This window comes from Candidatus Allofournierella merdavium (assembly GCF_944382735.1).
GTDB lineage: Bacteria > Bacillota > Clostridia > Oscillospirales > Ruminococcaceae > Allofournierella_A > Allofournierella_A merdavium.
In genome coordinates this window covers 104,368-125,640 of record NZ_CALWND010000006.1, presented here as the reverse complement: position 1 = coordinate 125,640, position 21,273 = coordinate 104,368, and the positions used below count along the sequence as shown (strand labels likewise).

The 21,273-nt window shown below is 66.8% G+C and carries 22 protein-coding genes; 7 read left to right on the top strand and 15 right to left on the bottom strand.

What is annotated here, in order from left to right:
• Positions 1-135: 135 nt before the first annotated feature.
• The 3 genes from ACH2A7_RS06410 (at position 136) to ACH2A7_RS06400 (ending at position 1,489) form a co-directional block, all read left to right on the top strand.
• Entirely contained in the window at positions 136-705 is a 570-nt protein-coding gene (locus tag ACH2A7_RS06410) for an HDIG domain-containing metalloprotein (protein WP_394960851.1), read from the top strand.
• A 125-nt stretch (positions 706-830) separates the two neighbouring features.
• On the top strand, positions 831-1,193 hold the full coding sequence (locus ACH2A7_RS06405; RefSeq protein ID WP_394960850.1) for a DUF1413 domain-containing protein: 363 nt from the start codon (positions 831-833) through the stop codon (positions 1,191-1,193).
• Positions 1,190-1,489, top strand: coding sequence for a hypothetical protein (locus tag ACH2A7_RS06400; protein WP_394960849.1), 300 nt, complete (start codon positions 1,190-1,192; stop codon positions 1,487-1,489). The genes ACH2A7_RS06405 and ACH2A7_RS06400 overlap by 4 nt, the downstream gene beginning before the upstream one ends.
• 61 nt (positions 1,490-1,550) lie before the next feature.
• On the opposite strand, the gene ACH2A7_RS06395 is transcribed toward ACH2A7_RS06400, so the two are convergent.
• From ACH2A7_RS06395 to ACH2A7_RS06370, 6 genes are all read right to left on the bottom strand, one after another.
• On the bottom strand, positions 1,551-2,348 hold the full coding sequence (locus ACH2A7_RS06395) for a peptidoglycan-binding protein (RefSeq protein WP_394960848.1): 798 nt from the start codon (positions 2,346-2,348) through the stop codon (positions 1,551-1,553).
• A gap of 63 nt (positions 2,349-2,411) precedes the next feature.
• On the bottom strand, positions 2,412-3,050 hold the full coding sequence (locus tag ACH2A7_RS06390; RefSeq protein WP_394960846.1) for a stage II sporulation protein R: 639 nt from the start codon (positions 3,048-3,050) through the stop codon (positions 2,412-2,414).
• Between the two features lie 63 nt (positions 3,051-3,113).
• On the bottom strand, positions 3,114-3,998 hold the full coding sequence (gene ispE / locus ACH2A7_RS06385; RefSeq protein ID WP_394960845.1) for a 4-(cytidine 5'-diphospho)-2-C-methyl-D-erythritol kinase: 885 nt from the start codon (positions 3,996-3,998) through the stop codon (positions 3,114-3,116).
• Positions 3,999-4,010: 12 nt separating this feature from the next.
• Complete coding sequence (locus tag ACH2A7_RS06380; RefSeq protein ID WP_394960844.1) at positions 4,011-5,165, bottom strand: DUF362 domain-containing protein; 1,155 nt, start codon at positions 5,163-5,165, stop codon at positions 4,011-4,013.
• Positions 5,158-6,339 carry an aminotransferase class I/II-fold pyridoxal phosphate-dependent enzyme gene (locus ACH2A7_RS06375; protein ID WP_394960843.1) on the bottom strand — a complete coding sequence of 394 codons (1,182 nt, stop codon included), beginning with the start codon at positions 6,337-6,339 and terminating at the stop codon, positions 5,158-5,160. Before ACH2A7_RS06375 ends, ACH2A7_RS06380 begins: the two co-directional genes overlap by 8 nt.
• On the bottom strand, positions 6,339-6,818 hold the full coding sequence (locus tag ACH2A7_RS06370; RefSeq protein ID WP_394960842.1) for an Lrp/AsnC family transcriptional regulator: 480 nt from the start codon (positions 6,816-6,818) through the stop codon (positions 6,339-6,341). The genes ACH2A7_RS06375 and ACH2A7_RS06370 overlap by 1 nt, the downstream gene beginning before the upstream one ends.
• 164 nt (positions 6,819-6,982) lie before the next feature.
• Here ACH2A7_RS06370 and ACH2A7_RS06365 point away from each other — a divergent pair, with 164 nt between their 5' ends.
• The 4 genes from ACH2A7_RS06365 to ACH2A7_RS06350 are packed head-to-tail and all read left to right on the top strand — an operon-like array spanning position 6,983 to position 10,554.
• Positions 6,983-7,252, top strand: coding sequence for an ACT domain-containing protein (locus ACH2A7_RS06365; protein ID WP_394960841.1), 270 nt, complete (start codon positions 6,983-6,985; stop codon positions 7,250-7,252).
• Positions 7,253-7,274: 22 nt separating this feature from the next.
• Complete coding sequence (locus ACH2A7_RS06360) at positions 7,275-8,636, top strand: PFL family protein (protein ID WP_394960939.1); 1,362 nt, start codon at positions 7,275-7,277, stop codon at positions 8,634-8,636.
• Positions 8,637-8,661: 25 nt separating this feature from the next.
• Positions 8,662-9,057 (top strand): DUF2752 domain-containing protein, encoded by a 396-nt coding sequence (locus ACH2A7_RS06355; protein ID WP_394960840.1) that lies wholly within the window; start codon positions 8,662-8,664, stop codon positions 9,055-9,057.
• A 9-nt stretch (positions 9,058-9,066) separates the two neighbouring features.
• The gene (locus ACH2A7_RS06350) at positions 9,067-10,554 is read left to right on the top strand and encodes a DUF4234 domain-containing protein (RefSeq protein WP_394960839.1); all 1,488 of its coding nucleotides are present in this window, start codon (positions 9,067-9,069) and stop codon (positions 10,552-10,554) included.
• 78 nt (positions 10,555-10,632) lie between these two features.
• Here ACH2A7_RS06350 and aspS read toward each other — a convergent pair whose 3' ends face one another.
• The 9 genes from aspS to ACH2A7_RS06305 form a co-directional block, all read right to left on the bottom strand.
• On the bottom strand, positions 10,633-12,417 hold the full coding sequence (gene aspS, locus ACH2A7_RS06345) for an aspartate--tRNA ligase (RefSeq protein WP_394960838.1): 1,785 nt from the start codon (positions 12,415-12,417) through the stop codon (positions 10,633-10,635).
• 210 nt (positions 12,418-12,627) lie between these two features.
• Positions 12,628-12,957 carry a DUF4234 domain-containing protein gene (locus ACH2A7_RS06340; protein WP_394960837.1) on the bottom strand — a complete coding sequence of 110 codons (330 nt, stop codon included), beginning with the start codon at positions 12,955-12,957 and terminating at the stop codon, positions 12,628-12,630.
• Between the two features lie 105 nt (positions 12,958-13,062).
• Positions 13,063-15,012, bottom strand: coding sequence for an NAD(+) synthase (locus ACH2A7_RS06335; protein WP_394960836.1), 1,950 nt, complete (start codon positions 15,010-15,012; stop codon positions 13,063-13,065).
• A gap of 165 nt (positions 15,013-15,177) precedes the next feature.
• The gene (gene mgsA, locus ACH2A7_RS06330; RefSeq protein WP_394960835.1) at positions 15,178-15,582 is read right to left on the bottom strand and encodes a methylglyoxal synthase; all 405 of its coding nucleotides are present in this window, start codon (positions 15,580-15,582) and stop codon (positions 15,178-15,180) included.
• Between the two features lie 90 nt (positions 15,583-15,672).
• Positions 15,673-16,410 carry an AAA family ATPase gene (locus ACH2A7_RS06325; RefSeq protein ID WP_394960834.1) on the bottom strand — a complete coding sequence of 246 codons (738 nt, stop codon included), beginning with the start codon at positions 16,408-16,410 and terminating at the stop codon, positions 15,673-15,675.
• A gap of 164 nt (positions 16,411-16,574) precedes the next feature.
• Entirely contained in the window at positions 16,575-18,665 is a 2,091-nt protein-coding gene (locus ACH2A7_RS06320; RefSeq protein ID WP_394960833.1) for a penicillin-binding transpeptidase domain-containing protein, read from the bottom strand.
• A 49-nt stretch (positions 18,666-18,714) separates the two neighbouring features.
• On the bottom strand, positions 18,715-19,239 hold the full coding sequence (gene mreD / locus ACH2A7_RS06315; RefSeq protein ID WP_394960832.1) for a rod shape-determining protein MreD: 525 nt from the start codon (positions 19,237-19,239) through the stop codon (positions 18,715-18,717).
• A 12-nt stretch (positions 19,240-19,251) separates the two neighbouring features.
• The gene (gene mreC / locus ACH2A7_RS06310; RefSeq protein ID WP_394960831.1) at positions 19,252-20,094 is read right to left on the bottom strand and encodes a rod shape-determining protein MreC; all 843 of its coding nucleotides are present in this window, start codon (positions 20,092-20,094) and stop codon (positions 19,252-19,254) included.
• Between the two features lie 119 nt (positions 20,095-20,213).
• Entirely contained in the window at positions 20,214-21,230 is a 1,017-nt protein-coding gene (locus tag ACH2A7_RS06305; RefSeq protein ID WP_394960830.1) for a rod shape-determining protein, read from the bottom strand.
• Positions 21,231-21,273: the final 43 nt, after the last annotated feature.

The following is a 21,273-nucleotide window of genomic DNA, read 5'->3' as shown; positions in this document are numbered from 1 at the left end:
AGTCTCATGCTTGTATCATACGCAGAAACGGGCGGCTTGTCCACTTCGAGCTGAATTTTTCCGCCCCGTGCTCTGGCAATTCTTTGCCCTGCGCGTTATAATGGTGAAAAACCAACGGAAAAGAGGTCGTCATTCATGCCCGGACTTACCATGGACACCGCCCGCCGGCTGCTGGCGGGCACCACCACCGAAGACCACCTGTTTGAACACGCCCTCGGCGTGAGCGCCGCCATGGGCGCCATGGCCCGCCACTTCGGCGCGGACGAGGAATACTGGAAAGCGGTGGGCTACCTGCACGACTACGACTACGAGCAGTTCCCCGAGGAGCACCTGCACCACACCGCCGAGCCCCTGCGCGAAGCCGGCGTGGACGAGGAGACCATCCGGGCCATCCTGTCCCACGGGTGGGAGTTCTGCACCGACGTGGAACCCTTGACCGACATGGAAAAGAGCCTGTTCACGGTGGACGAGCTCACCGGCCTGGTGGGGGCCACCGCCCGGATGCGGCCGGGCGGACTGTCCGACCTGGAGGTGTCCAGCGTGAAGAAGAAGTTCAAGGACAAGCGCTTCGCCGCCAAGATCGACCGGGCGGTGATCCAGCAGGGGTGCGATATGCTGGGCATGGATCTGGCCGACGTGATCGGCCTGTGCATCGAGGGGATGCGCACCGAGATGGACGCGCTGGGCCTCGGGCCGAAGGAATAAACTTGAAACGCAAAGGCCCCGCCGGCAAAAACCGGCGGGGCCTTGACGCTTCACAGATTTTTGTGTGTAATCAGGAAAAGTCTGGTTTCCACTAATAATCAGAGCAAGACGCAGGAGGTGTTTTTGTGTCTGTGATCGTCTCTGTGACCCTCACCGACGAGGAGCACGCGCTGGCAAAAAAGCTGGCCAAAGAGCACGGGCTGCCGCTGGCCCAGTGCGTCAAACAGTTCCCGCTGTGCGACCGGGTGTTCGAGGAGCGCTTTGAAGCGCTGAAAAAGCGGGCGGCGGCCCGTCCGGCGGGGCAGCCCTTCACCGTGATGGGCCTGTTCGACGACTGGGACACCCTGGACCGGGGGCTGAAACTCTCGCTGGGCCGCACCTTCTACCACTGCGTACGCAGCGGCAAGCTGCCCGGCGTGCGCCCCGCCGGCAAGAACAGCTCCAACGTGCAGCTCTACGAGACAGACCCGAAGGAGGCGGTACAATGACGCTGCGGCAAAACCTGGCTGCCCTCGCGGGGCGGTGGGGGCTGAGCGAAGGGGAGGCGGGGCCCGAAACGCTGGCCTGGCGCCTGACGGAGCAGGGCGAGGCGGCGGCGCTGGCCGCCCTGCTGGAGGAAGCCATGCTGACGGGCAGCCCCGAAGAGCGGGCCCTCGCCCGGGAATATGAAGCGGCGCTGGACGAGGCGCTCCGCTGCGCCCCCCTGGGCAGCTGGCAGGACGAGGCTTTCTGCAACTGCGGCGGGGAGGCGCGGGGCGAAGCCTTCGACGGGTTCGATCTCTGACCCGCATGCACACAAGGGGCCCCGCCGGTTTGCACCGGCGGGGCCCCTCTCTTTTTTCACTTCACAGCGTGCCGTTGAAGGCCATCACCAGGGCGCTCCAGGTGGCGGGGCCCACCTTGCCGTCCTCGGTGAGGCGCGCCAGCCGCTGGAAGGAGCGCACCGACCCGGTGGTGGCGGGGCCATACTGGCCGTCGATGGTCACCTTGGGCACAATGCCCCCCAGCGCCGACAGATAGCTCTGCACGCAGCGCACCGAGTCGCCGGTGGAACCCTGCTGCAGCAGGCCCGGGTACTTGGGCAGCACCGCCGGCGGGTTGCCCGCCACCACCTGACTGTACACCTTGGCCAGGGCAGCGTAGCTGTTCTTGCCGAAGGAGCCGTCGATGGTGAGGGCGAACTGCCGCTGGAACTGCTTGAGCGCGCCGGCGCTGGCGCTGCCGAAGGCGCCGTCGGCGCTGATGGAAGCGATGGCGGTGTACACCTGCCGGATGCGGATGAGCTTTTGCTGCATGCTCTTGACCACCGCGCCCTTGTCGCCCGAGTGGGCGGTGACGCCGCAGTACACCTCCCCCGCGCCGTGGATGGAGGCGTAGGCCGCCCCCAGGGCGTTCCAGGTGGAGGAGCCGGTCATCCCGTCGGCGGAGAGGCCGACGGCGCTCTGAAATGCCTTCACCGCACTGGCGGTGCCGCTGCCGTACTGGCCGTCCACCGTCACCGCGGGGATCTGGGCCCAGCGGCTGCGCACCCCGTTCAGCCAGGTCTGCACCTGGGCGGAGTCCGGCCCGGACGAGCCGTTTTTCAAAACCGTGCCGAAATAGGGCGGCGCCGCGGTGGCGCCGGCCTGATCGATCTGTGTCATACGTTCATCCCTCCTTGCCCCCAGTGTATGCCCGGGGCGCGGGAAGGGTGCGGGCGGCGCGTCTCAGTCCCCCGCCTTGCCGGTGAGATGCTCCAGCCACTCCAGCGCGGCGAAGCGCACCTCCACCCCCGGCGACTCCACCAGTTCCTGCTGGGCCTCGGTGGGATACACCGCCGGCGCGCCGGCGGCGGGCAGGCACAGGCCGGGGTAGACCACGCAGAACCAGTTTTTGCCCGCGTGGGCGCCGATCTCCACCCGCAGCGCGTCGTAGACGCCGGCGGGCAGGGTGAAGTCCTCGTAATACGTTGTGTCAAAGTACATCTCGGTGAGGTACACCCGCACCGGCAGCCCGCAGCCCGCCTGCTCCAGCGTGCGCTCGGCGCAGGCCTGCAGCCGGGGCAGCGAGGCCTCGGCGATGCTGCGGGCGCCCGCCTCGCTGGACGCATCGGCGAACAGGTCGGCGGCCTCGGCCAGGATGGCGTCCCGCACGGTGAGCTTCATCGCCTGGTCGGCCTGGGAGTCGGAATTGGCCTGCACATGCAGCCGCAGGGTATTCTGGCGCACCTCGTCCGCCAGGGCGCAGAAGCTGGACATCCAGCAGGTAAGTACCACGGCGAGGAGAAGGCCCAGTCCCGCGCTGACCTCCAGCACAGCCCGGCGGCTGAGGGTGAGCCGGCGAAGGGAAGAAAAACGAGCGAACAAAAAAACACGTCCTTTCTTTTGGAAACATCTGCCAAAAGTATAGACGTGTTTTTGTTGGTTTATTCAGCCGTGGTGTTTCGGCGCGGGCGCCAGCCGGGCGCCGCCATGGTCGGGGGCGGCCAGATACACCTGGCGGTACTCCTTTGCCAGGGCGGCCCGGGCCGCCTCCGCTCTCTCCGGGTCATCAAAGACGCCGAACACCGCCGCGCCGCTGCCGGTCATCAGGGCCGCCAGCGCGCCGCTGTGCCGCAGCAGTTCCTTGATGCGGGGCGTCTCCCCCGCGCCGCTGCACTCCTCCAGGGCGTTGCCCATGGCGCCGCACAGGGCATAGAGATCGCCGGCGCGCACCGCGGCCTCGGCGGCCGCGCCGTCGGGGTGGACGGTGCTGCCCATCCGGCCGTAGGCCGCGAAGGCGGCGGGGGTGCTCACCCCCACGCTGGGCATCACCACCACGAAGCGGCAGTCCGGGCAGGGGGGCAGCGGGCGCAAAAGGTCCCCCTTGCCCTGCACCCGGCAGGTGCCGCCCAACAGGGCGAAGGGCACATCCGCCCCCAGTTCGGCCCCCAGGGCGCACAGTTCGCTCATGGACAGGCGGGCGTCGTAGAGGGCGTTGAGGCCCACCAGCACGGCGGCGGCGTCGGCGCTGCCGCCCGCCATGCCCGCCCGCACCGGGGTGGCCTTGCGCACCTCCATCTCCACCCCCGCCAGGAGGCCGGTGTAGTGGAAGAAGGCCAGCGCCGCCTTCCAGGCGGTGTTTTTTTCATTGGCGGGCACCCGGCTGCCCGGCAGCCGCAGGATCAGGTCCCGGCTTTTGCGCAGGCTCACCCGCTCGTGGAGGGTGATGGCCTGCATGATCATGTCCAGCGCGTGATAGCCGCCGGGCAAAAGGCCGGTGACGTCCAGCGTAAGGTTGAGTTTGGCCGGGGCCAGCACGGTGACCTGTTTCATGGCGCGTTCACCTCACAGTTTTTTGAAGAGGAAAAACCGCTTCGTGTCGATGGCCTGCACCGGGCAGACCTCGTGGCAGCAAAAGCAGCGGATGCAGTTTTGGGGCTTGATATGGGCCTTTTTGTCCTTCAGCTCGATGGTGTGCTGGGGGCAGATCTCGGCGCAGCGGCCGCAGCCGATGCAGCGCGCCGGGGCGATCTTGGGGCGGGGGGCCACCCACTTTTCCACCGTGGGCACCGCCCAGCGCACCGCCCGGGGGGCGGAGTCGGAAAAATTCATCCTGCGCCAGGAGTCCGGCAGGCAGAAGTTTTCCGCGGGCGCGAAAAGGCCCGTCTCCCCCGCCGCCAGGGCCGGGTCGAAAGCCGCGGGGCACAGGCCCCTTCTTTGGGCCGCGGCGAGATAGGGCACCCGCTCCGGCTCCACGCCGATCACCGCGCACATCGCCAGGTCCATGGAGAGGGGGTCCTGCGCCGCCGCGAGAAAGCCCAGGGGGCGGGGGCTGCCGCCGCTGGGGCCGTTGCCCTCGTGGGCCACCACCGCGTCCAGCACCGCGAAGGCGGGCTTGACGGTGAGCAGCAGGTCCACCAGCATCTCCCCGAAGGCATCCTTTTGGGGGCAGCGCATGTGCCACTCGGCCTTCTGCAGGCCGGGGATGCAGCCGAACAAATTCTTGGTGGCCGCTGTGAGGCCGGTCATCATGTGGGTCTTGAGTTTGGGCAGGTCCACGATCACGTCCGCGGCCAGCACCGGCTCCAGCAGGGTGAAGCGGCGCTTTGCCCCCTGGGCTTTGGGCGCCTCGCCGCTGGCGGTGCCGGTGTAGAGGTTGACCCCTTCCGAGGCGCAGACGGCGGCGATGCCGCTGGCCTTCCAGGCCGCCTTCACAAGGCCGGAGGCGTGAGGCCCGCCGGGGGAGTCGGCCACGGTGATGTCGCAGGCGGCCACCCCCCGGCGCTTTGCCGCGCGGATGACCGCCGCCACCACCGCCGGGTGGGTGGTGACCGCCTTTTCCGGGGCGGTGCCGGAGAGGAGGTTGGGCTTTAACAGCACCTTTTTGCCCGGGGCCAGCAGGGCCGCGGCGGGCAGCTGCCCCAGCAGCTGTTCCACCGCCGCCTCCACCGCGGCCGGGGAGTAATCCGGCGCGGCGGCAAAGAACACGCGCTCATCCATGGGCCTTCAATTTCTCCAGAAAGCGCTCGATGCGGCCCAGGGCCTCGGTGAGGTGGTTCACCGAGTAGGCGTAACTCACCCGCACGAAGCCCTCGCCCGAGTCGCCGAAGGCGGTGCCGGGCACCACCGCTACCTTCTGGCTGTACAGCAGCTTTTCACAGAATTCGGCGCTGGAAAGCCCGGTGGACTGGATGCTGGGGAACACATAGAACGCGCCCTTGGGCTCAAAGCAGGCAAGGCCCATGTCGTTGAACCGCTTGACCAAGAGGCGCCGGCGCACGTCGTACTCCCGGCGCATCCGCTCGATCTCGTCGTCGCACTCCCGCAGGGCCACCACCGCCGCGTACTGGCTGGTGGTGGGCGCGCACATGATGCAGTTCTGGTGCAGCTTGGTGAGCACCTGCATCACCGGCGCGGGGCCGCAGGCGAAGCCCAGCCGCCAGCCGGTCATGGCGTAGGCCTTGGAGAAGCCGTTCACCACGATGGTGCGCTCGGCCATGCCCGGCAGGCTGGCGATGCTCACATGGCGCTCGGTGCCGTAGTTCAGTTCGGCGTAGATCTCGTCCGACAGCACCATGATGTCGGTGCCCCGCAGCGCCTGGGCGATGGCCTCCAGATGCTCCTTTTCCATCACCGCGCCGGTGGGGTTGCAGGGGAAGGGCAGCACCAGCAGCTTGGTTTTGGGGGTGATGGCGGCCTTCAGTTCCTCGGCGGTGAGGCGGAACTCGTTCTCCGCCTTCAGGGGCACCGGCACCGGCACGCCGCCGGTGAGGGTGGTGATGGGCTGGTAGCACACAAAGCAGGGCTCGGGGATGATGACCTCGTCGCCGGGGGCCACCAGGCTGCGGATGGCCATGTCGATGGCCTCGCTGCCGCCCACCGTGACCAGGATCTCGTGCAGGGGGTCTGTGTAGTCCAGGCCGAAGCGCCGCTTCATGTAGGCGGCGATCTCCAGCCGCAGCTCCTTCAGGCCGGCATTGGCGGTGTATCTGGTGCGGCCCTTCTCCAGGCTGCGGATGCCCGCGTCCCGGATGCGCCAGGGGGTCTTGAAGTCCGGCTCGCCCACGCCCAGGCTGATGCAGCCCTCCATCTCGGCGGCCAGATCGAAAAACTTGCGGATGCCGCTGGGGCGCATGGCCGCCGCGGCAGGCGCGATCACTCTATCGTAGTTCATCACAGCGTGGCCCACTCCCTCTCGTCCTTTTCCTCGTCCACATAGAGAACGCCGTCCTTTTTATAGGTGCGCAGCACGAAGTGGGTGGCGGTGGACAGCACGTCGTCCATGGGGGCCAGGCGCTTGGCCACGAAGAGGGCGATCTCCTGGAAGCTGCGGCCGGTGAGGATCAGCTGCAGGTCATACGCGCCGCTCATCAGCAGCACGCTCTCCACCTCGTCGTAGCAGGCGATGGCCGAGGCGATCTCGTCGAACCCGTGGCTCTTCTTGGGGCGCACCCGCAACTCGATGACGGCCTTGACCCGGTCGGCGTTCAGCTTTTCCCAGTCCACCAGGGCCTTGTAGCCCCGGATCACGCCGCTCTTGGTGTATTCGTCCATCTTCGCGGCCACGGCCTCGGGCGTGGCGTCCATCATGGCGGCCAGGTCCTCCACCGACAGCCGGGCGTTCTCTTCCAACAGTTGCAGCAAGCGTTCCATATACACTACCTCGGTTCCTTTTTGTATTGTGACGCGTGGGTTTTACTAATTATAAAAAAAAACCACGTCAAAGTAAACAAAAAGAGCGGAAAATCTGGTATAATGAGCCTAACCTGTGCGGCGCGGTTTTCCGTGCCGGGGGGGTGGAAAGGGAGGAAAGCGTTATGAGAGCTGTCATTACCGTGGTAGGCCGGGATACCGTGGGCGTGGTCGCCCGGGTGAGCCAGGTCTGCGCCGAACTGAACATCAACATCGAGGACGTGACCCAGAGCATCATGCAGGAGATGTTCTGCATGATCATGCTGGTCAATCTGGAAAAATGCGAGCAGCCCATGGACGAGGTGCGCCGGCGGCTGGGCGAGGTGGCCGACCAGATGAAGATGGAACTGCACCTGACCCGCGAAGAAGTGTTCGACGCGATGCATCACATTTGAGCGGGGGGCGGTTTCAATGAGCATGATCAACACCCGCGACATCATGGAGACCATCAACATGATCACCGGCGAGAACCTGGACGTGCGCACGGTGACCATGGGCATCAGCCTGCTGGACTGCGCCGACCCCGACCCGGGGCGCGCCTGCGAAAAGATCTACCACAAGATCACCACCCGCGCGGCGCGGCTGGTGGAGGTGGTGGAGAAGATCAGCAGCGACTACGGCATCCCCATCATCAACAAGCGCATCAGCGTGACGCCCATCGCCATGCTGCTGGCCTCGGCCCCGGGCGCCGACCCGGTGGACTACGCCAAAGCCCTGGACCGAGCGGCCAAAACGGTGGGGGTGAACTTCATCGGCGGCTTCGGCGCGCTGGTGCACAAAGGCTTTTCCGCCGGGGACGAACGGCTGATCGAGGCCATCCCCCGGGCGCTGGCCGAGACCGACCTGGTCTGCAGCAGCGTGAACATCGGTTCCACCAAGACCGGCCTGAACATGGACGCGGTGAAGAAGATGGGCCAGGTGGTGCGCGCCGCCGCCGAGGCCACCGCCGAAAACCAGTGCATGGGCGCGGCCAAGCTGGTGGTGTTCTGCAACGCGCCGGAGGACAATCCCTTCATGGCGGGGGCGTTTCATGGCGTGGGCGAGCCGGACTGCGTGGTGCATGTGGGGGTCTCCGGCCCGGGCGCGGTGCGGGCGGCGCTGGCAAAGCTGCCCAAGGACGCCCCGCTGGACCAGGTGGCGGAACTCATCAAGCGCACCGCCTTCAAGATCACCCGGATGGGGCAGCTGGTGGGCAACCTGGCCGCCAAAGAACTGGGGGTGCCCTTCGGCATCGTGGACCTGAGCCTGGCCCCCACCCCGGCCATCGGCGACAGCGTGGCCAACATCCTGGAGGAGATGGGCCTGGAGAGCTGCGGCCAGTGCGGCACCACCGCGGCCCTGGCCCTTTTGAACGACGCGGTGAAGAAGGGCGGCGTGATGGCCTCCAACCATGTGGGCGGCCTGTCCGGCGCCTTCATCCCGGTGAGCGAGGACGAGGGCATGATCCAGGCGGTGCGTCGGGGAAGCCTGTGCATGGAGAAGCTGGAGGCCATGACCGCCGTGTGCAGCGTGGGCATCGACATGGTGGTCATCCCCGGCGACACCCCCGCCGAGGTCATCAGCGCCCTGATCGCCGACGAGGCGGCCATCGGCATGGTGAACAGCAAGACCACCGCCGTGCGGGTCATCCCCGCCATCGGCCGCTCCGCCGGCGAGGAGCTGGACTTCGGCGGCCTTTTGGGCTACGCGCCCATCCTGCCCATCAGCACTTACAGCCCCAAGGTGTTCATCGACCGGGGCGGGCGCATCCCCGCCCCCATGCAGGCGCTGAAGAACTGACCGCGGCGGAAAGGCGGGACGGCAAATGAAAAAACAGGACTGGGCCGCCCTGGCTGCCGTGGCGGCGCTCTACGCGGCGCTGCACTTCGCGGGCTTCGGCTGCCCCATCAAGGCCGTCACCGGCGTCTCCTGCGCCGGCTGCGGCATGACCCGCGCCTGGCTGGCGGCGCTGTCCGGCGACCTTTCGGCGGCCTTCGCCTATCACCCGCTGTTCTGGGTGGTGCCGCTCGCCGCGCTGGTGTTTCTGTTCCGGCGGCGGCTGCCCCGTCGCCTGTTCACCGCCCTGCTGTGGGCGGCGGCCCTCGCCTTTGTGGCGGTGTACGCCGTGCGGCTGGCGGACCCCCGCGACCCCGTGGTGGTGTTTGCCCCCGAGGAGGGCCTGCTCTATCGTATTTTACGGCTCTTGCCGTTCAGAAAGTGAGGAATGACCATGTTTTGCAAACAATGCGGAAAAGAGATCCCCGAAAACAGCAATTTCTGCACCTGGTGCGGCGCGGCTCAGTCGGTGCCGGAAACGCCGGCGGAGGCGCTGCCGGCCGGCGCTGAGCCCCAGCCCGGCCCCGCGCAGACGGGTGCAGAACCCGCGCCGGAACTGGTGATCGAGCCGGGCCCCGCCCCGGAGGCGCCCCCCGCCCCCGAGCTGACCTTCGACACCGTGCCCACGCCGGTGAACGAGCCCGCGCCGCAGCCCCAGCCCGCGCCGCAGCCCATGCCTCTGCCCGACCCTGTGCCCGGCCCCGCGCCGCAGCCCGCAAACGGCCCCGTGAACGGCTCCGCCGGCGGCCCGCCGCCCATTCCCCCCACCCCGGCCCAGCCCGCGGGCGCGGCGCCTGCTTCCGGCGGCGCGAACTACGACATGCTGCTCAAGATCTTTGCCACGGTGTGCGCCGTTGTGACCGCCTGGCGGGCGCTGGGGCAGATCCCCTCCCTCTTTGGCAACCTGCGGGTGCTGCTGGCCTATCAGCAGCTGGTGGCTCTTCCCTACGCGCTGCTGAACATCCTTGCGGCGGCCTGCTATGTGGTCATGGCGCTGGCTTTGCTGCTGCTGGCCTTCCGCCGCACCAGGGAGAACACCGAGGCCCTGGTCTTCGGCCTCGCGGCGGGCGCCGCCGGCACCCTTGTGGTGCGCGTCGTGTCGGTGCTGTTCTCCACCATCGTGAATCTGGCGCTCTACCGGTACGCCGGCGCCATCCCCTCGCTGCTGGTGGGCCTGGTGGGCCTTGTCTTCTGGCTGGCGGTGTGCCTGGGCGGTGTGTGGGGCATCCTCTACCTGATGAAAGAGGCCCCCGCTTTTGAGCATCTGCTGGAGGACCCCGCCGGCAAGTTCGCCATCCTGATGGACGCGCTGAAGAAGGGCGCGGGCGACGTGCAGCAGCAGGCCAGCGCCGCGGCCGCCTCCGCCAAGAGCGCCTATGACGCGCACCAGGCCCAGCAGGCCCAGGCGGCCCAGGCGATGCAGGCCCAGGCCCAGGCGGCCCAGGCCCAGGGGGCCGGCACCAACGGCGCCGCCTACCCCGCCGTGCGCATCCAGACCAACCGCAGCCTGGCGGCTTACATCCTGTTCTCCATCATCACCTGCGGCATCTACTCCTACTACTTCATCTACACCGTCGCCCGGGACGTGAACACCATGTGCCGGGAGGACGGCGAAAAGACCGGCGGCCTGCTGGCTTTCATTCTGCTGAGCATGGTCACCTGCGGCCTCTACGGCCTGTACTGGGAGTACAAGCTGGGCAACCGCCTGGCCGCCAACGCCCCCCGCTACGGCCTGAATTTCCAGGAGAACGGCACCACCGTCCTGATGTGGTATCTGGTGGGCCTGCTGCTCTGCTTCATCGGCCCCTGGGTGGCGATGCACATCCTCATCAAGAACACCAACGCCCTGGCTGCCGCCTACAACGCCCGCAACGGCCTGTAAGCCGCGCCAGCACAGTAACAAAGTCCGACAGAAAAACGCCCCCGCGGCCAGTGGCCGCGGGGGCGTTCCCTTTTTGGTTTATTCGGCGGAGCCGGTGCACTGGATGCACAGGTCCCGCAGCTGTTTGTCGTCCACGGTGTCGGGCGCGCCGCTCATCAGCTCGCTGGCGTTCTGCACCTTGGGGAAGGCGATCACGTCCCGGATGGAATCCCGGCCCAGCATCAGCATCACCAGACGGTCGAGACCGATGGCCCAGCCGCCGTGGGGGGGCGCGCCGTAGCGGTAGGCGTCCATCAAAAAGCCGAAACTCTCCCGGGCCTTCTCGTCGGTGAAGCCCAGGGCCTTGAACATCCGGGCCTGCAGTTCGGGGTCGTTGATGCGGATGGAACCGCCGCCCAGCTCCACGCCGTTGAGCACGATGTCGTAGGCGTTGGCGTAGCAGGAGCCCTGGTCGGTCTCCACCTTGTCGATGGAGTCCTCGGTGGGCATGGTGAAGGGATGGTGCATGGCCATGTAGCGGCCCTCCTCCTCGCTGTACTCGAACAGCGGGAAGCGCACCACCCACAGGAAGTTGAACTTGGCGGGGTCGATGAGGCCGCAGCGGCGGCCCACCTCCAGGCGCACCTGCCCGAGGGCGGTGCAGGCCCGGGTGGAGTTGGCGTCGCTCACCACCAGCAACACGTCGCCGCACTCGGCGTCGGCTGCCTTGCGCAGGGCGGCCTTCTCCTCCTCGGTGAGGAACTTCTCAAAGCTGGAGGTCTCCCCCTCCTCGGTGAGGCGGGTGTAGGCCAGGCCCTTGACACCGTAGGTCTTGGCCACCTCCACCAGCTTGTCGATGGTCTTGCGGGTGAGCTGGCCGGCCAGCCCCTTGCAGTTGATCAGGCGCACGCTGCCGCCGGCCTCGATGGCGCTCTTGAAGGGCACGAATTCCGTGCCCCGCACCGCGTCGGTCACGTCCTGCAGCTCCAGGCCGAAGCGGGTGTCCGGCTTGTCCGAGCCGAAGCGGGCCATGGCGTCGTCCCAGCACAGGCGCTCGAAGTGCTCGGGCAGGTCGATGCTCAGCACTTCCTTCCACAGTCGGCGGATGAGCCCCTCGCAGATGGCCATCACGTCCTCCTCGGACACGAAGCTCATCTCCACGTCGATCTGGGTGAACTCGGGCTGGCGGTCGGCCCGCAGGTCCTCGTCGCGGAAGCAGCGGGCGATCTGGAAGTAGCGGTCAAAGCCGGAGAGCATCAAAATCTGCTTGTACAGCTGGGGCGACTGGGGCAGGGCGTAGAAGTGGCCCGGCTGCACCCGGCTGGGGACCAGATAGTCCCGGGCGCCCTCGGGGGTGGACTTCATCAGCATGGGGGTCTCGATCTCGCAGAAGTGGTTGTCCCAGAAATAGTTGCGGGTGACCTGGCAGATCCTGCTGCGCACCATCAGCGGCTCGTGCATGGAGGGGCGGCGCAGGTCCAGATACCGGTACTTGAGGCGCAGTTCGTCCTTCACCTTCACCTCGTCCCGGACCTCAAAGGGGGTGGTGTCGGCGCCGCTGAGCACACGCAGCTCGCTCACATACAACTCCACCGCGCCGGTGGCGATCTTGTCGGTCTTGGCGTCCCGCTCCCGCAGGGTGCCCTTTGCGATCACCACATACTCGCTCTTCAGGCCGCCGGCCTTCTCGAACACGGCCCGGTCGGTGCCGTCGTCGAACACCAGCTGCAGAATGCCGGTGGTATCCCGCAGGTCCACAAAGATGATGCCGCCCTTGTCGCGGCATTTGGCCACCGAACCGGCCACCACCATCTCCTGCCCGGCATCCGCCAGGCGCACTTCGCCGCAGTATCGGGTACGGCGCAGGTTGCCCATGGTCTCCATTTTTGGTTCCTCTCTTCCGCGCCGGGCCGCAAACAGCCCGGCGAACAGTCTTTTTTACACCAGTTCATTATACTTGCTTTTGCCGCCGAATACAAGAAAAAGGCGGAAAAAGGCCCGCCGGGGCGGCAAAAAGCGGATGGGGCGGCATCCCGCATCCCCCCGGGCGCAAAAACGCCGCCCCCGAAGGGGCGGCGTTTTGAAGGCCCGTTCTTACTGCTGCGCGGGGTAGGCGCGATTGATGGCGTCCTGCATGATGCACCAGTTCACGATGCTCAGCCCGAAGATGGACAGCACCAGGTACAGCACGCTGTTGTCCGACGCGCCGATGGCCATGAACGCCTTGCCCATCTTGTAGTTCCAGTAGTAACCGAAGATGCCGCAGGTCACGATGGTGAGCAGGATGACCATGCCGCCGTCCATCTGCCACTCGGTAGGATTAACGGTGCGGGCCGTCTCGTTGAGGGTCCACATCCAGTACAATCCATAGATTCCGCAGGTAACGATGGACAGCACCACACAAAGCACGATGTTCTTGTTCATGATTCTCTCCCTTTCTTTTGCAGGTTGCTACGCAAAGCATACCACATCGGAGGGGCGGTCGCAATAGTAAACTGTAAAAATATGCCCAAATTTTCCGGAAATTTTTCATTCCCCGAGATCCAGAAACTCCCGGGCCTCCGCGTCGCTGGGCATCCGCCAGTCGCCCCGGGGCGAGAGGCTCACCGAGCCCACCTTGGGCCCGTCCGGCAGGCAGCTGCGCTTGAACTGCTGGGTGAAGAAACGCCGGTAGAAGGTCTTGAGCGTCTGGCGCACCGTCTCCCGGCTCACCTCGGGGTAGGCGAGGCAGGCCATCTCCAGGATGCGCCGGGGGGAGTAGCCGCCCCGCAGCATATAAAAGAGGGCGAAGTCGTGCAGGTCGTACTTGCCCAGGGTGTCCTCGGTCTTCTGCACCAGGGCGCCGTCCTCGGCCACCGGCAGCAGTTCCGGGCTGATGGGGGTGTCCAGGATGTCCAGCAGCACCCGGGTGATGTGGGTTTTTTCGTCGCACAGCCGGCGGGCGTGCCAGGCCACCATGGCCTTCACCAGGGTCTTGGGCACCGAGGCGTTCACCCCGTACATGCTCATGTGGTCGCCGTTGTAGGTGCACCAGCCCAGCGCCAGTTCGGACAGGTCGCCCGTACCCACCACGATGCCCCCCTCCTGGTTGGCCAGGTCCATCAGGATCTGGGTGCGCTCCCGGGCCTGGGCGTTCTCAAAGGTGGTGTCGTAGAGGTCGGCGGAGTGGCCGATGTCCGCCAGGTGGCCGTCCAGGGCGTTTTTGATGGGGATCTCCCGGTACTCCGCGCCGGTGAGTTGCGCCAGCGACGCGGCGTTCCCGAAGGTGCGCTTTGTGGTGCCCACGCAGGGCATGCTCACCGCCAGCACGTCGGCGGCGGGGCGGCCCAGCTGCTCCATGGCCTGCAGCGCCACCAGGAAGGCAAGGGTGCTGTCCAGCCCGCCGGACAGGCCGATCACCGCCCGCTTTGCGCCGCTGGCCTGCAGCCGCCGGGCCAGGCCGGTGGCCTGGATGCGGGCGATCTCGGCGCAGCGGCCGTCCAGCTTGTCCGGCTCGTCGGGCACGAAGGGCAGCCGCTGCACCGGCCGCGCCGCCAGCAGCCGGCTCTGGGCGGCGGGGTCCACCAGGTCGGCGGCAAGGCGCACGGTGCGGTAGGGCGCCGGGCGCACGCTCTCCATATAGGAGCCGTGGCGCAGCCGGTCGGTGCGCACCCGCTCCACGTCCACCACCGCCCGGATCACGCTGCCGGGGGCGGGATACAACTGCTCGGCCAGCAGCCGGCCGTTCTCACAGATCATGCCGTGGCCGCTGAACACCAGGTCGGTGGCGCTCTCGGTCTGCCCCGCGCCGGCGTAGACGTAGACGCAGTCGCACCGGGCGGACTGGCCCGTCACCAGCTGACGGCGGTAATCGCTCTTGGTCACCGTCTCGTTGCTGGCGGAGGGGTTCAGGATAATATCCGCTCCCGCCAGGCAGGCAAAGCCGCTGGGGGGCACGGGAGCCCACAGGTCCTCGCAGATCTCGGCGCCCACCACCACCGCGCCGGTGCGGTCGGTCACCAGCAGGTCGGTGCCGAAGGGCACCGGCACACACTCCCCGCCCTCCAGGGGCCAGAGGACGCTGTCGGACAGGCGGGCCGAGGCGGGGGCGAACCACCGCTTCTCGTAAAATTCGGCGTAGTTGGGCACGCAGCTTTTGGGAACGATGGCCACCGGCGCGCCGCCGTGCAGCAGCACCAGGCAGTTGAACAGCTGGTTGTCCGCCGCCACCGGCGCCCCCACCGCCAGAAGGCCCTTGCAGCCCGCGTTCCACGCCTCCTTCGCCAGCCAGGACAGCCAGCGGCAGGCGGTGTTCAGCAGGTGGGCCTGTCCGAAGAGATCGGCGCAGGTATAGCCGGTGATGGCCAGTTCCGGGAACAGCACGATGCCGGCGTCGGAATTCTGCACCGCCAGGGCCAGCATCTCCCGGGCGTTTTGTTCGGGCGAAGCGATGTGCACCCGGGGCGCGGCGGCGGCCACGGTGAGCAGTTGTTGTTTCACAGGTCTCTCCCCCTTGGTTTGCCCGCGCGGGCGGGCGGTTTTGTACCATTATACCATATTGTGCGCCGGCGCAACAGCCACCGCGGACCGCTTTGCGCGGGCCGCGGGCGCGAAAACGGCGCGCCGCAGATCGCTCCGCGGCGCGCCGTACGACGGATCTTCAGTTCAGCGTTTGGGATTGACGATGCTCCGCCATTCCAGATCGCCCCGCTCAAGGCCGTGGATCAGCACCTCGGCGGTGGCGATGTTGGTGGCCAGCGGGATGTTGCGCACGTCGCACAGACGCAGCAGATTCATCTCGTTGGGCTCGTGAGGTTTGGCGCTGATGGGGTCCCGGAAGAACAGCAGCAGGTCGATCTCGTTGCAGGCGATGCGGGCCGCGATCTGCTGGTCGCCCCCCTGCACGCCCGCCAGAAAGCACTGGATGGGCAGGCCGGTGGCCTCGCTCACCACCTTGCCGGTGGTGCCGGTGGCCAGCAGCGTGTGCTGGCTGAGAATGCCGCAGTACGCGATGCAGAACTGGATCATCAGTTCCTTTTTGGTATCGTGGGCGATCAACGCGATGTTCATTATTTCCTACCCCCTGCTCTGTTTCCCAACAATTTTATCAGTTTGAATACGATATTCGTAGTACGGATATGCACGAAAAACGGCGTCCGCTCAGCCCCAAACGGCCAGGGGCACCCGCTGGCCCAGAAGGCGGCGGGCGAGGTTGTCCACCGCGCGAAAGGCCAGGCAGTCGGCGGGCAGCGGCTGCCCCTTGGCGGCGCAGGCCTGCAGCTGGCTGCTCTCGGGCACCACCGCGATCAGCTGGGCGGCCACCGTGTCGATGCACTCGTCCAGATCCCGCACCGCGCCGCCAAAGCTGGCGGGCCCCACCCGGTTGAGCACCAGCCGCACCTGTTTGGCGCCGGCGGCAAAGGCCTCGTCCGCCGCGATGTGGCCGTCCCGCAGGGTGACGGGGTCGGGCGTGAGCACCAGCAGCACCGTCTCGCTCACGGTGAGCGCCGCCTTGAAGGGCGCGCCCAGGCCCGCGGCAGTGTCCACCAGCACCCGGTCGAAGAAAGGCGACAGTTTGTCCAGCAGGGCCTTCAGGGCCGCGGGCTGCACCGTGCCGCCCCACTCGTAGGGCGCGGAGATCACCGACAGGCGCGGATAGATGGGGCTCTCCACCACGGCCTTCGCCCCCTCGCACCGGCCGCTGAGCACGTCGGCGATGTCATACACCGTCTTGCCGTAGACACCGGAGATGATGTCCACGCTGCGCAGGCCGGAGTCCAGCTCGATGAGCAGCACCTTTTCCCCGGCGGCCGCCAGGCGCGCGCCCAGCAGCACCGACAGGGTGCTCTTGCCGGTGCCCCCCTTGCCGGAGGCCACCATCACGATCTTTGCGCTCACCGTCATGCCTCCCCGCCGGATGGTTTGTACTGGCTGCAAATCGCCCCGGCAGGCGGGAACAGCACGCTCGTATTATCATAGTAGCACAAACTACCCCCGAGCGCAAGGGATGTTTTGTGAAGAAAGGACAAACCCGGCCGCGAAACGGCCTGTTTCCGCCCTTTTCAGGGCAGCAGCTGGCCGGTCTCGGCGCTTTGCAGGTCGCCGGTCTTCTCGATGAAATAGGCGTTGAAGATGTCCCGCACCACGGGCAGCAGATTGGAGCCGCCGCCGCCGTACTCGATGATGGCGCCGATGGCGATCTGGGGGTCCTCCACCGGGCCGTAGGCGATCACGGCGCTGTTCAGATAGGTCAGGCCTTTTTCCCGGTCGTAGTATTCCGCCCGCTGGGGGCTGCCGGTCTTGACGGCGATGGTCATGGGGTAATCCTGCAGGGCGGAACTGGACTTTGCCGCCCGGATCATGCCCTCCTCCACCGCGTCGAAGGCGCCGATGGTATCCTCCACCTGCTCCACCACCTCCGGCTCAAAGCTCTCCACCACCTCGCCGGTGTTGGAGTCGCGGTAGCTGGAGATGAAATGGGTGCGGTAGCGGGTGCCGCCGTTGGCGATGGTGGCGGCGTAGGTGGCCAGCTGCACCGGGGTCACGGCGGTGTTGCCCTGGCCGATGGCGGCCATCAGTTCCAGGCCCAGGGTGAAGTTGTCGTCGTCCGGGTCGGTGGTGCGGCCGGTGTACTCCGAAAGTTCCACCCCCGTCTCGGTGGCAAGGCCCAGCCGACGGGCCATCGCGTTGAAGTTCTCGGCTCCCTCCCGGCGGCCCAGGTCGTAAAAGTAGGTGTTGCAGCTGTAACCCAGGGCGTCGTAGAGGTTCAGGCTGGCGCCCCCCGCGTGGCCGATGCCCTCGCACCGGGGGCCGCCGCTGGTGACATAGTAGTTGTAGCTGGCCTGGGCGCCGCCGCAGCGGATGGGGGTGTCGGTGGGGGTGATGAGGCCGGTGATCAGCCCCTCCAGCGCCACCACCGGCTTGAAGGTGGAGCCCGGCGAATACAGGCCCCGCAGCGCCCGGTCCACCAGGGGGGTGTTGGGGTCGCTGGCGTACTGGGCGGCGTTGGTGCTGCGCAGGTTCAGGTCATAGCTGGGATAGTTGACGCAGGCCAGGATGCCGCCGGTCTTGACGTCGATCACCACCACCGCGCCGGCGCTGGCCTCCTGCCCTTTGTACTGTTTGGCGGTGGCCTGCAGGTTGAGGATCTGGTTTTCCAGCGCCTCGTACACCTTTTTCTGCAGGTCGTTGTTGATGGTGGTCACCATGGTCAGGCCCGGCTCCGGGTCCTGGATGACCTCGGTGGAGATGATCACGCCGTTCTTGTCGCGGGTGACCTGCTTGAGGCCGTCGGTGCCCCGCAGCTTGTCCTCGCCCACCTGCTCCAGGCCCGCCTGCCCGATGATGTCGTTCATGGCGTAGCCCTTGTCCTTCAGCGGGTAGCTGACGTTACCCTCCTCGTCGGTCACCTTCCAGTCCTCGGCGTAGATGGGGCCCACATACCCCAGCAGGTGAGGCGCCAGGGTGCCGTCGGCGTACAGGCGATAGCTGGTCTCGATGATGTCCGCGCCCTCGCTGGTGAGGCCCCGCTCCTTCACGGTGGCCACCGTGCGGCTGCTCACGTCCTCGGCCAGGGTGAAGTTGTTGTTGTCGCTGAATTCCTCCAGTTCCATCTGGTAGCGGATGCCGCCCAGGATGCGCTGCCACTCCGGCTCAAAGTCCTGCAGGTCGTAGCGCTCCACCACGGCGGTCATCACCTGATCGGCGGTAGCGTACTGCTGCTTGACCAGGTTTTCCTTCAGCGCCGACAGCCGGCTCTGGGCGCGGGTGTCGTCCTCGGCGGCGGTAAAGCTGTAATGCCCGTTTTCCGGCGCGCTCACCGGCATGGTGTCGTTCCAGTCGTCGCCGCCGGCCTGCAGGATCTCCACCAGCTCCACCAGCGTCTCGTTCAGATCGCCGGTGAGCATCAGCTTGTTGATGACCAGATTGTAGCCCGAGACGTTGGAGGCCATGGCCCGGCCGTATTCGTCCACGATCTCGCCCCGGGCGGCGGGGATGCTGAACAGGTAGTTGCTCACCTGCTGGGCTTTTTCCAGCAGTTCCTCCCCCTGCACCAGCTGGAACTGCACCAATCGCAGCAGAAAGATGCCCAGCACCGCCGCGGTGGCGACGATCAGCGCACCCAGACGGCGGGCAAGACTTTTTCGATCCACGGGGCGTTCCCTCCTTTGCGTCGGTGTAAAATGCCCGGCCCGCCGGTGTTCACTCGGGCAGGGTGAAACGGCGGCTCACCTGCCGCGCCGCCCAGAGGCTCGCGGGCGAGAGGGCGGCGGTGAACACCGCGATGGGCAGCACCACTTCAAAATAGCGTGTGGCCGCGCCGGCATAGCCGGGCATGGCATAGAAGAACAGAAAGTCCACGCCGGTGACGATGACGGCGCAGATGCCGCTCACCAGCACAAAGTTCATGCTGTTGAGCCGCAGGTAGAGTTCCACCAGGATGGCGGCGCCAAAGCAGACGAAGAGCAGCTCCAGCGCCAGCAGCCCGCCGGGGCGGCCGGCGGTGAAATCCCACAAAAGGCCCCCCACCGCGCCGAAGAAGGCGCCGGGGTACTCCCCTTCGCACACCGCCACCCCCAGGCACAGGGGCAGGATGAACACCGGGCGGATCTCGCCCAGCACCAAAAAGCCGGGGGTGGTCTGCAGGGTGGCGGCCAGCAGAAGCAGCACAAAGTAACCGGCCCACTTGCCGGCCAGCATCAGGTTGCGCTTGCTGCGTGAGGTCATGGCACGCCCTCCTTACTCCGCGGCGGAATCGTCGGTTACGATGAACACATGGGTAAGCTTGTTGACGTCCGCCCCGGGCTCGATCACCGCGATGGTGGAGGTGCCGCTCTCCTCGGGCACCAGTTCCAGGATGGTGCCCACCCGGATGTTGGCGGGGAACTCGCCCCCGAGCCCGGTGGTGATGATCTCGTCGCCCACCATGGCCAGGGTGTCCCGGGGGAGGTTCTCCAGCACGCACATCCCGTCGGCCGCGTAGCCGGCGTTGCCGTTCAGGTTGCCGCTGTCACGGGTGCGGCTCACAAGGCAGGCCACATAGGAGCCCGGCTGCAGGATGGTCATCACCTTGCTGCTGGACAGGTCCGCCTCCAGCACCCGGCCCACCAGGTAGCCCTTGTCGCTCACCACCACGTCGCCCTTTTCCACCCCGTTCAGGGTGCCCTGGTCGATGGTGAAGCCGCCAAACCGATCCAGCGGGTCGCGGCTGATGACAAAGGCCGAGGCGTACTGGAACTGGGGGTTCTCCTCCCGGATGTTCAAAAGGTCCCGGAAGGCCTTGTTCTCCGCCGCCAGCTGGTCGTATTCCACCAGCTGATCCCGCAGCTGCTGGTTCTCCTGCTGCAGCGCCTCGTTCTCGGCGATGATCTGGTCGATGCGCACATATTTGTCCAGCAGGCCGTTGACCCCGCCGCCCAGCAGCTGCGCCGCCTTCTGGAAGGGGGTGAGCAGCGCGCCCATGATCTCCTGGGGGGCGTTGGCCAGCCGGCCGTTGGCGCCGGCCCAGGCCATCATGCCCGCCAGCAGCACCGCCACGGCCAGCAGGATCTTGAATTTCTTGGTGTAGAAAAAGTCGCGCATGGGCAAAACTCCTCGCGTAGCGGCGGGGGCGAACATGCCCCCTCAATTCAAAAGGCGGGCGGCGAAAACCGCCGCCCGCGCACAGGCTTTTTCCGCGCTCTGCCGCCCGGCGGCGGGGCTCAGAAGTGGCTGGAGTCGTCGTCCAGCACGTCGCTGAGGATGTCCAGGTGGTCCAGCACCGCGCCGGCGCCCACGGCCACACAGTCAAGGGGGTTCTCGGCCACATGCACGTCGATGCCGGTCTCCCGGTGGATCAGCTGATCCAGCCCGCGCAGCAGCGCGCCGCCGCCGGTGAGCATGATGCCGTGGTCGATGATGTCCGCCGACAGCTCCGGCGGGGTGCGCTCCAGCGTCTCCTTGATGGCGTCGGTGATCTTCTGCAGGCTCTCTTCCAGGGCCTCCCGCACCTCTTCCGAGTGGACGGTGATGTTCTTGGGCAGGCCGTCCACCAGGTTGCGGCCCTTGATCTCCATGCTGGTCTCCTGGTCCAGTTCGTAGGCGGAGCCGATCTCGATCTTGATCTGCTCGGCGGTGCGCTCGCCGATGAGCAGGTTGTACTTGCGCTTGATGTAGGCGATGATGCTCTGGTCGAACTCATCGCCGCCCACCCGCACGCTGCGGGCCGCCACGATACCGCCCAGGCTGATGACGGCCACCTCGCTGGTGCCGCCGCCGATGTCCACCACCATGCTGCCGGAGGGCTCGCTGATGGGCAGGCCCGCGCCGATGGCCGCGGCCATGGGCTCCTCGATCACCCGCACCTGCTTGGCGCCGGCCTTGAGGCTGGCCTCCTTCACCGCGCGGCGCTCCACCTCGGTGACGCCGGAGGGGATGCAGATGACCACCCGGGGGCGGAAGAACATGCTGTTGCCGCACACCTTCTTGATGAAGCGGCTGAGCATGTTGGCGGTGATGTCGAAATCGGCGATGACGCCGTCCTTCAGCGGGCGCACCGCCACGATGCTGCCGGGGGTGCGGCCGATGACCGCCTTGGCCTCGTGGCCCACGCTGCGCACCTCGTCGTTTTTGGTATCAACGGCCACCACGCTGGGCTCGCGCATGATGATGCCCTTGCCCCGCAGGTAGACAAGGGTATTGGCGGTGCCGAGGTCGATGCCGATGTCTTTGCTGAACATGATGAACTACTCCCTTTCACACACACTATGTATATTCAAGAAT

Excerpts from the sequence above, each read along its gene's own strand:
- ACH2A7_RS06410 (WP_394960851.1), top strand. The coding sequence starts at position 136 with ATGCCCGGACTTACCATGGACACCGCCCGCCGGCTGCTGGCGGGCACC.
- ACH2A7_RS06400 (WP_394960849.1), top strand. The coding sequence starts at position 1,190 with ATGACGCTGCGGCAAAACCTGGCTGCCCTCGCGGGGCGGTGGGGGCTG.
- ACH2A7_RS06395 (WP_394960848.1), bottom strand. The coding sequence starts at position 2,348 with ATGACACAGATCGATCAGGCCGGCGCCACCGCGGCGCCGCCCTATTTC.
- ispE (WP_394960845.1), bottom strand. The coding sequence starts at position 3,998 with ATGAAACAGGTCACCGTGCTGGCCCCGGCCAAACTCAACCTTACGCTG.
- ACH2A7_RS06380 (WP_394960844.1), bottom strand. The coding sequence starts at position 5,165 with ATGGATGAGCGCGTGTTCTTTGCCGCCGCGCCGGATTACTCCCCGGCC.
- ACH2A7_RS06375 (WP_394960843.1), bottom strand. The coding sequence starts at position 6,339 with ATGAACTACGATAGAGTGATCGCGCCTGCCGCGGCGGCCATGCGCCCC.
- ACH2A7_RS06370 (WP_394960842.1), bottom strand. The coding sequence starts at position 6,818 with ATGGAACGCTTGCTGCAACTGTTGGAAGAGAACGCCCGGCTGTCGGTG.
- ACH2A7_RS06365 (WP_394960841.1), top strand. The coding sequence starts at position 6,983 with ATGAGAGCTGTCATTACCGTGGTAGGCCGGGATACCGTGGGCGTGGTC.
- ACH2A7_RS06360 (WP_394960939.1), top strand. The coding sequence starts at position 7,275 with ATGATCAACACCCGCGACATCATGGAGACCATCAACATGATCACCGGC.
- ACH2A7_RS06355 (WP_394960840.1), top strand. The coding sequence starts at position 8,662 with ATGAAAAAACAGGACTGGGCCGCCCTGGCTGCCGTGGCGGCGCTCTAC.
- ACH2A7_RS06350 (WP_394960839.1), top strand. The coding sequence starts at position 9,067 with ATGTTTTGCAAACAATGCGGAAAAGAGATCCCCGAAAACAGCAATTTC.
- aspS (WP_394960838.1), bottom strand. The coding sequence starts at position 12,417 with ATGGAGACCATGGGCAACCTGCGCCGTACCCGATACTGCGGCGAAGTG.
- ACH2A7_RS06340 (WP_394960837.1), bottom strand. The coding sequence starts at position 12,957 with ATGAACAAGAACATCGTGCTTTGTGTGGTGCTGTCCATCGTTACCTGC.
- mgsA (WP_394960835.1), bottom strand. The coding sequence starts at position 15,582 with ATGAACATCGCGTTGATCGCCCACGATACCAAAAAGGAACTGATGATC.
- mreD (WP_394960832.1), bottom strand. The coding sequence starts at position 19,239 with ATGACCTCACGCAGCAAGCGCAACCTGATGCTGGCCGGCAAGTGGGCC.
- mreC (WP_394960831.1), bottom strand. The coding sequence starts at position 20,094 with ATGCGCGACTTTTTCTACACCAAGAAATTCAAGATCCTGCTGGCCGTG.
- ACH2A7_RS06305 (WP_394960830.1), bottom strand. The coding sequence starts at position 21,230 with ATGTTCAGCAAAGACATCGGCATCGACCTCGGCACCGCCAATACCCTT.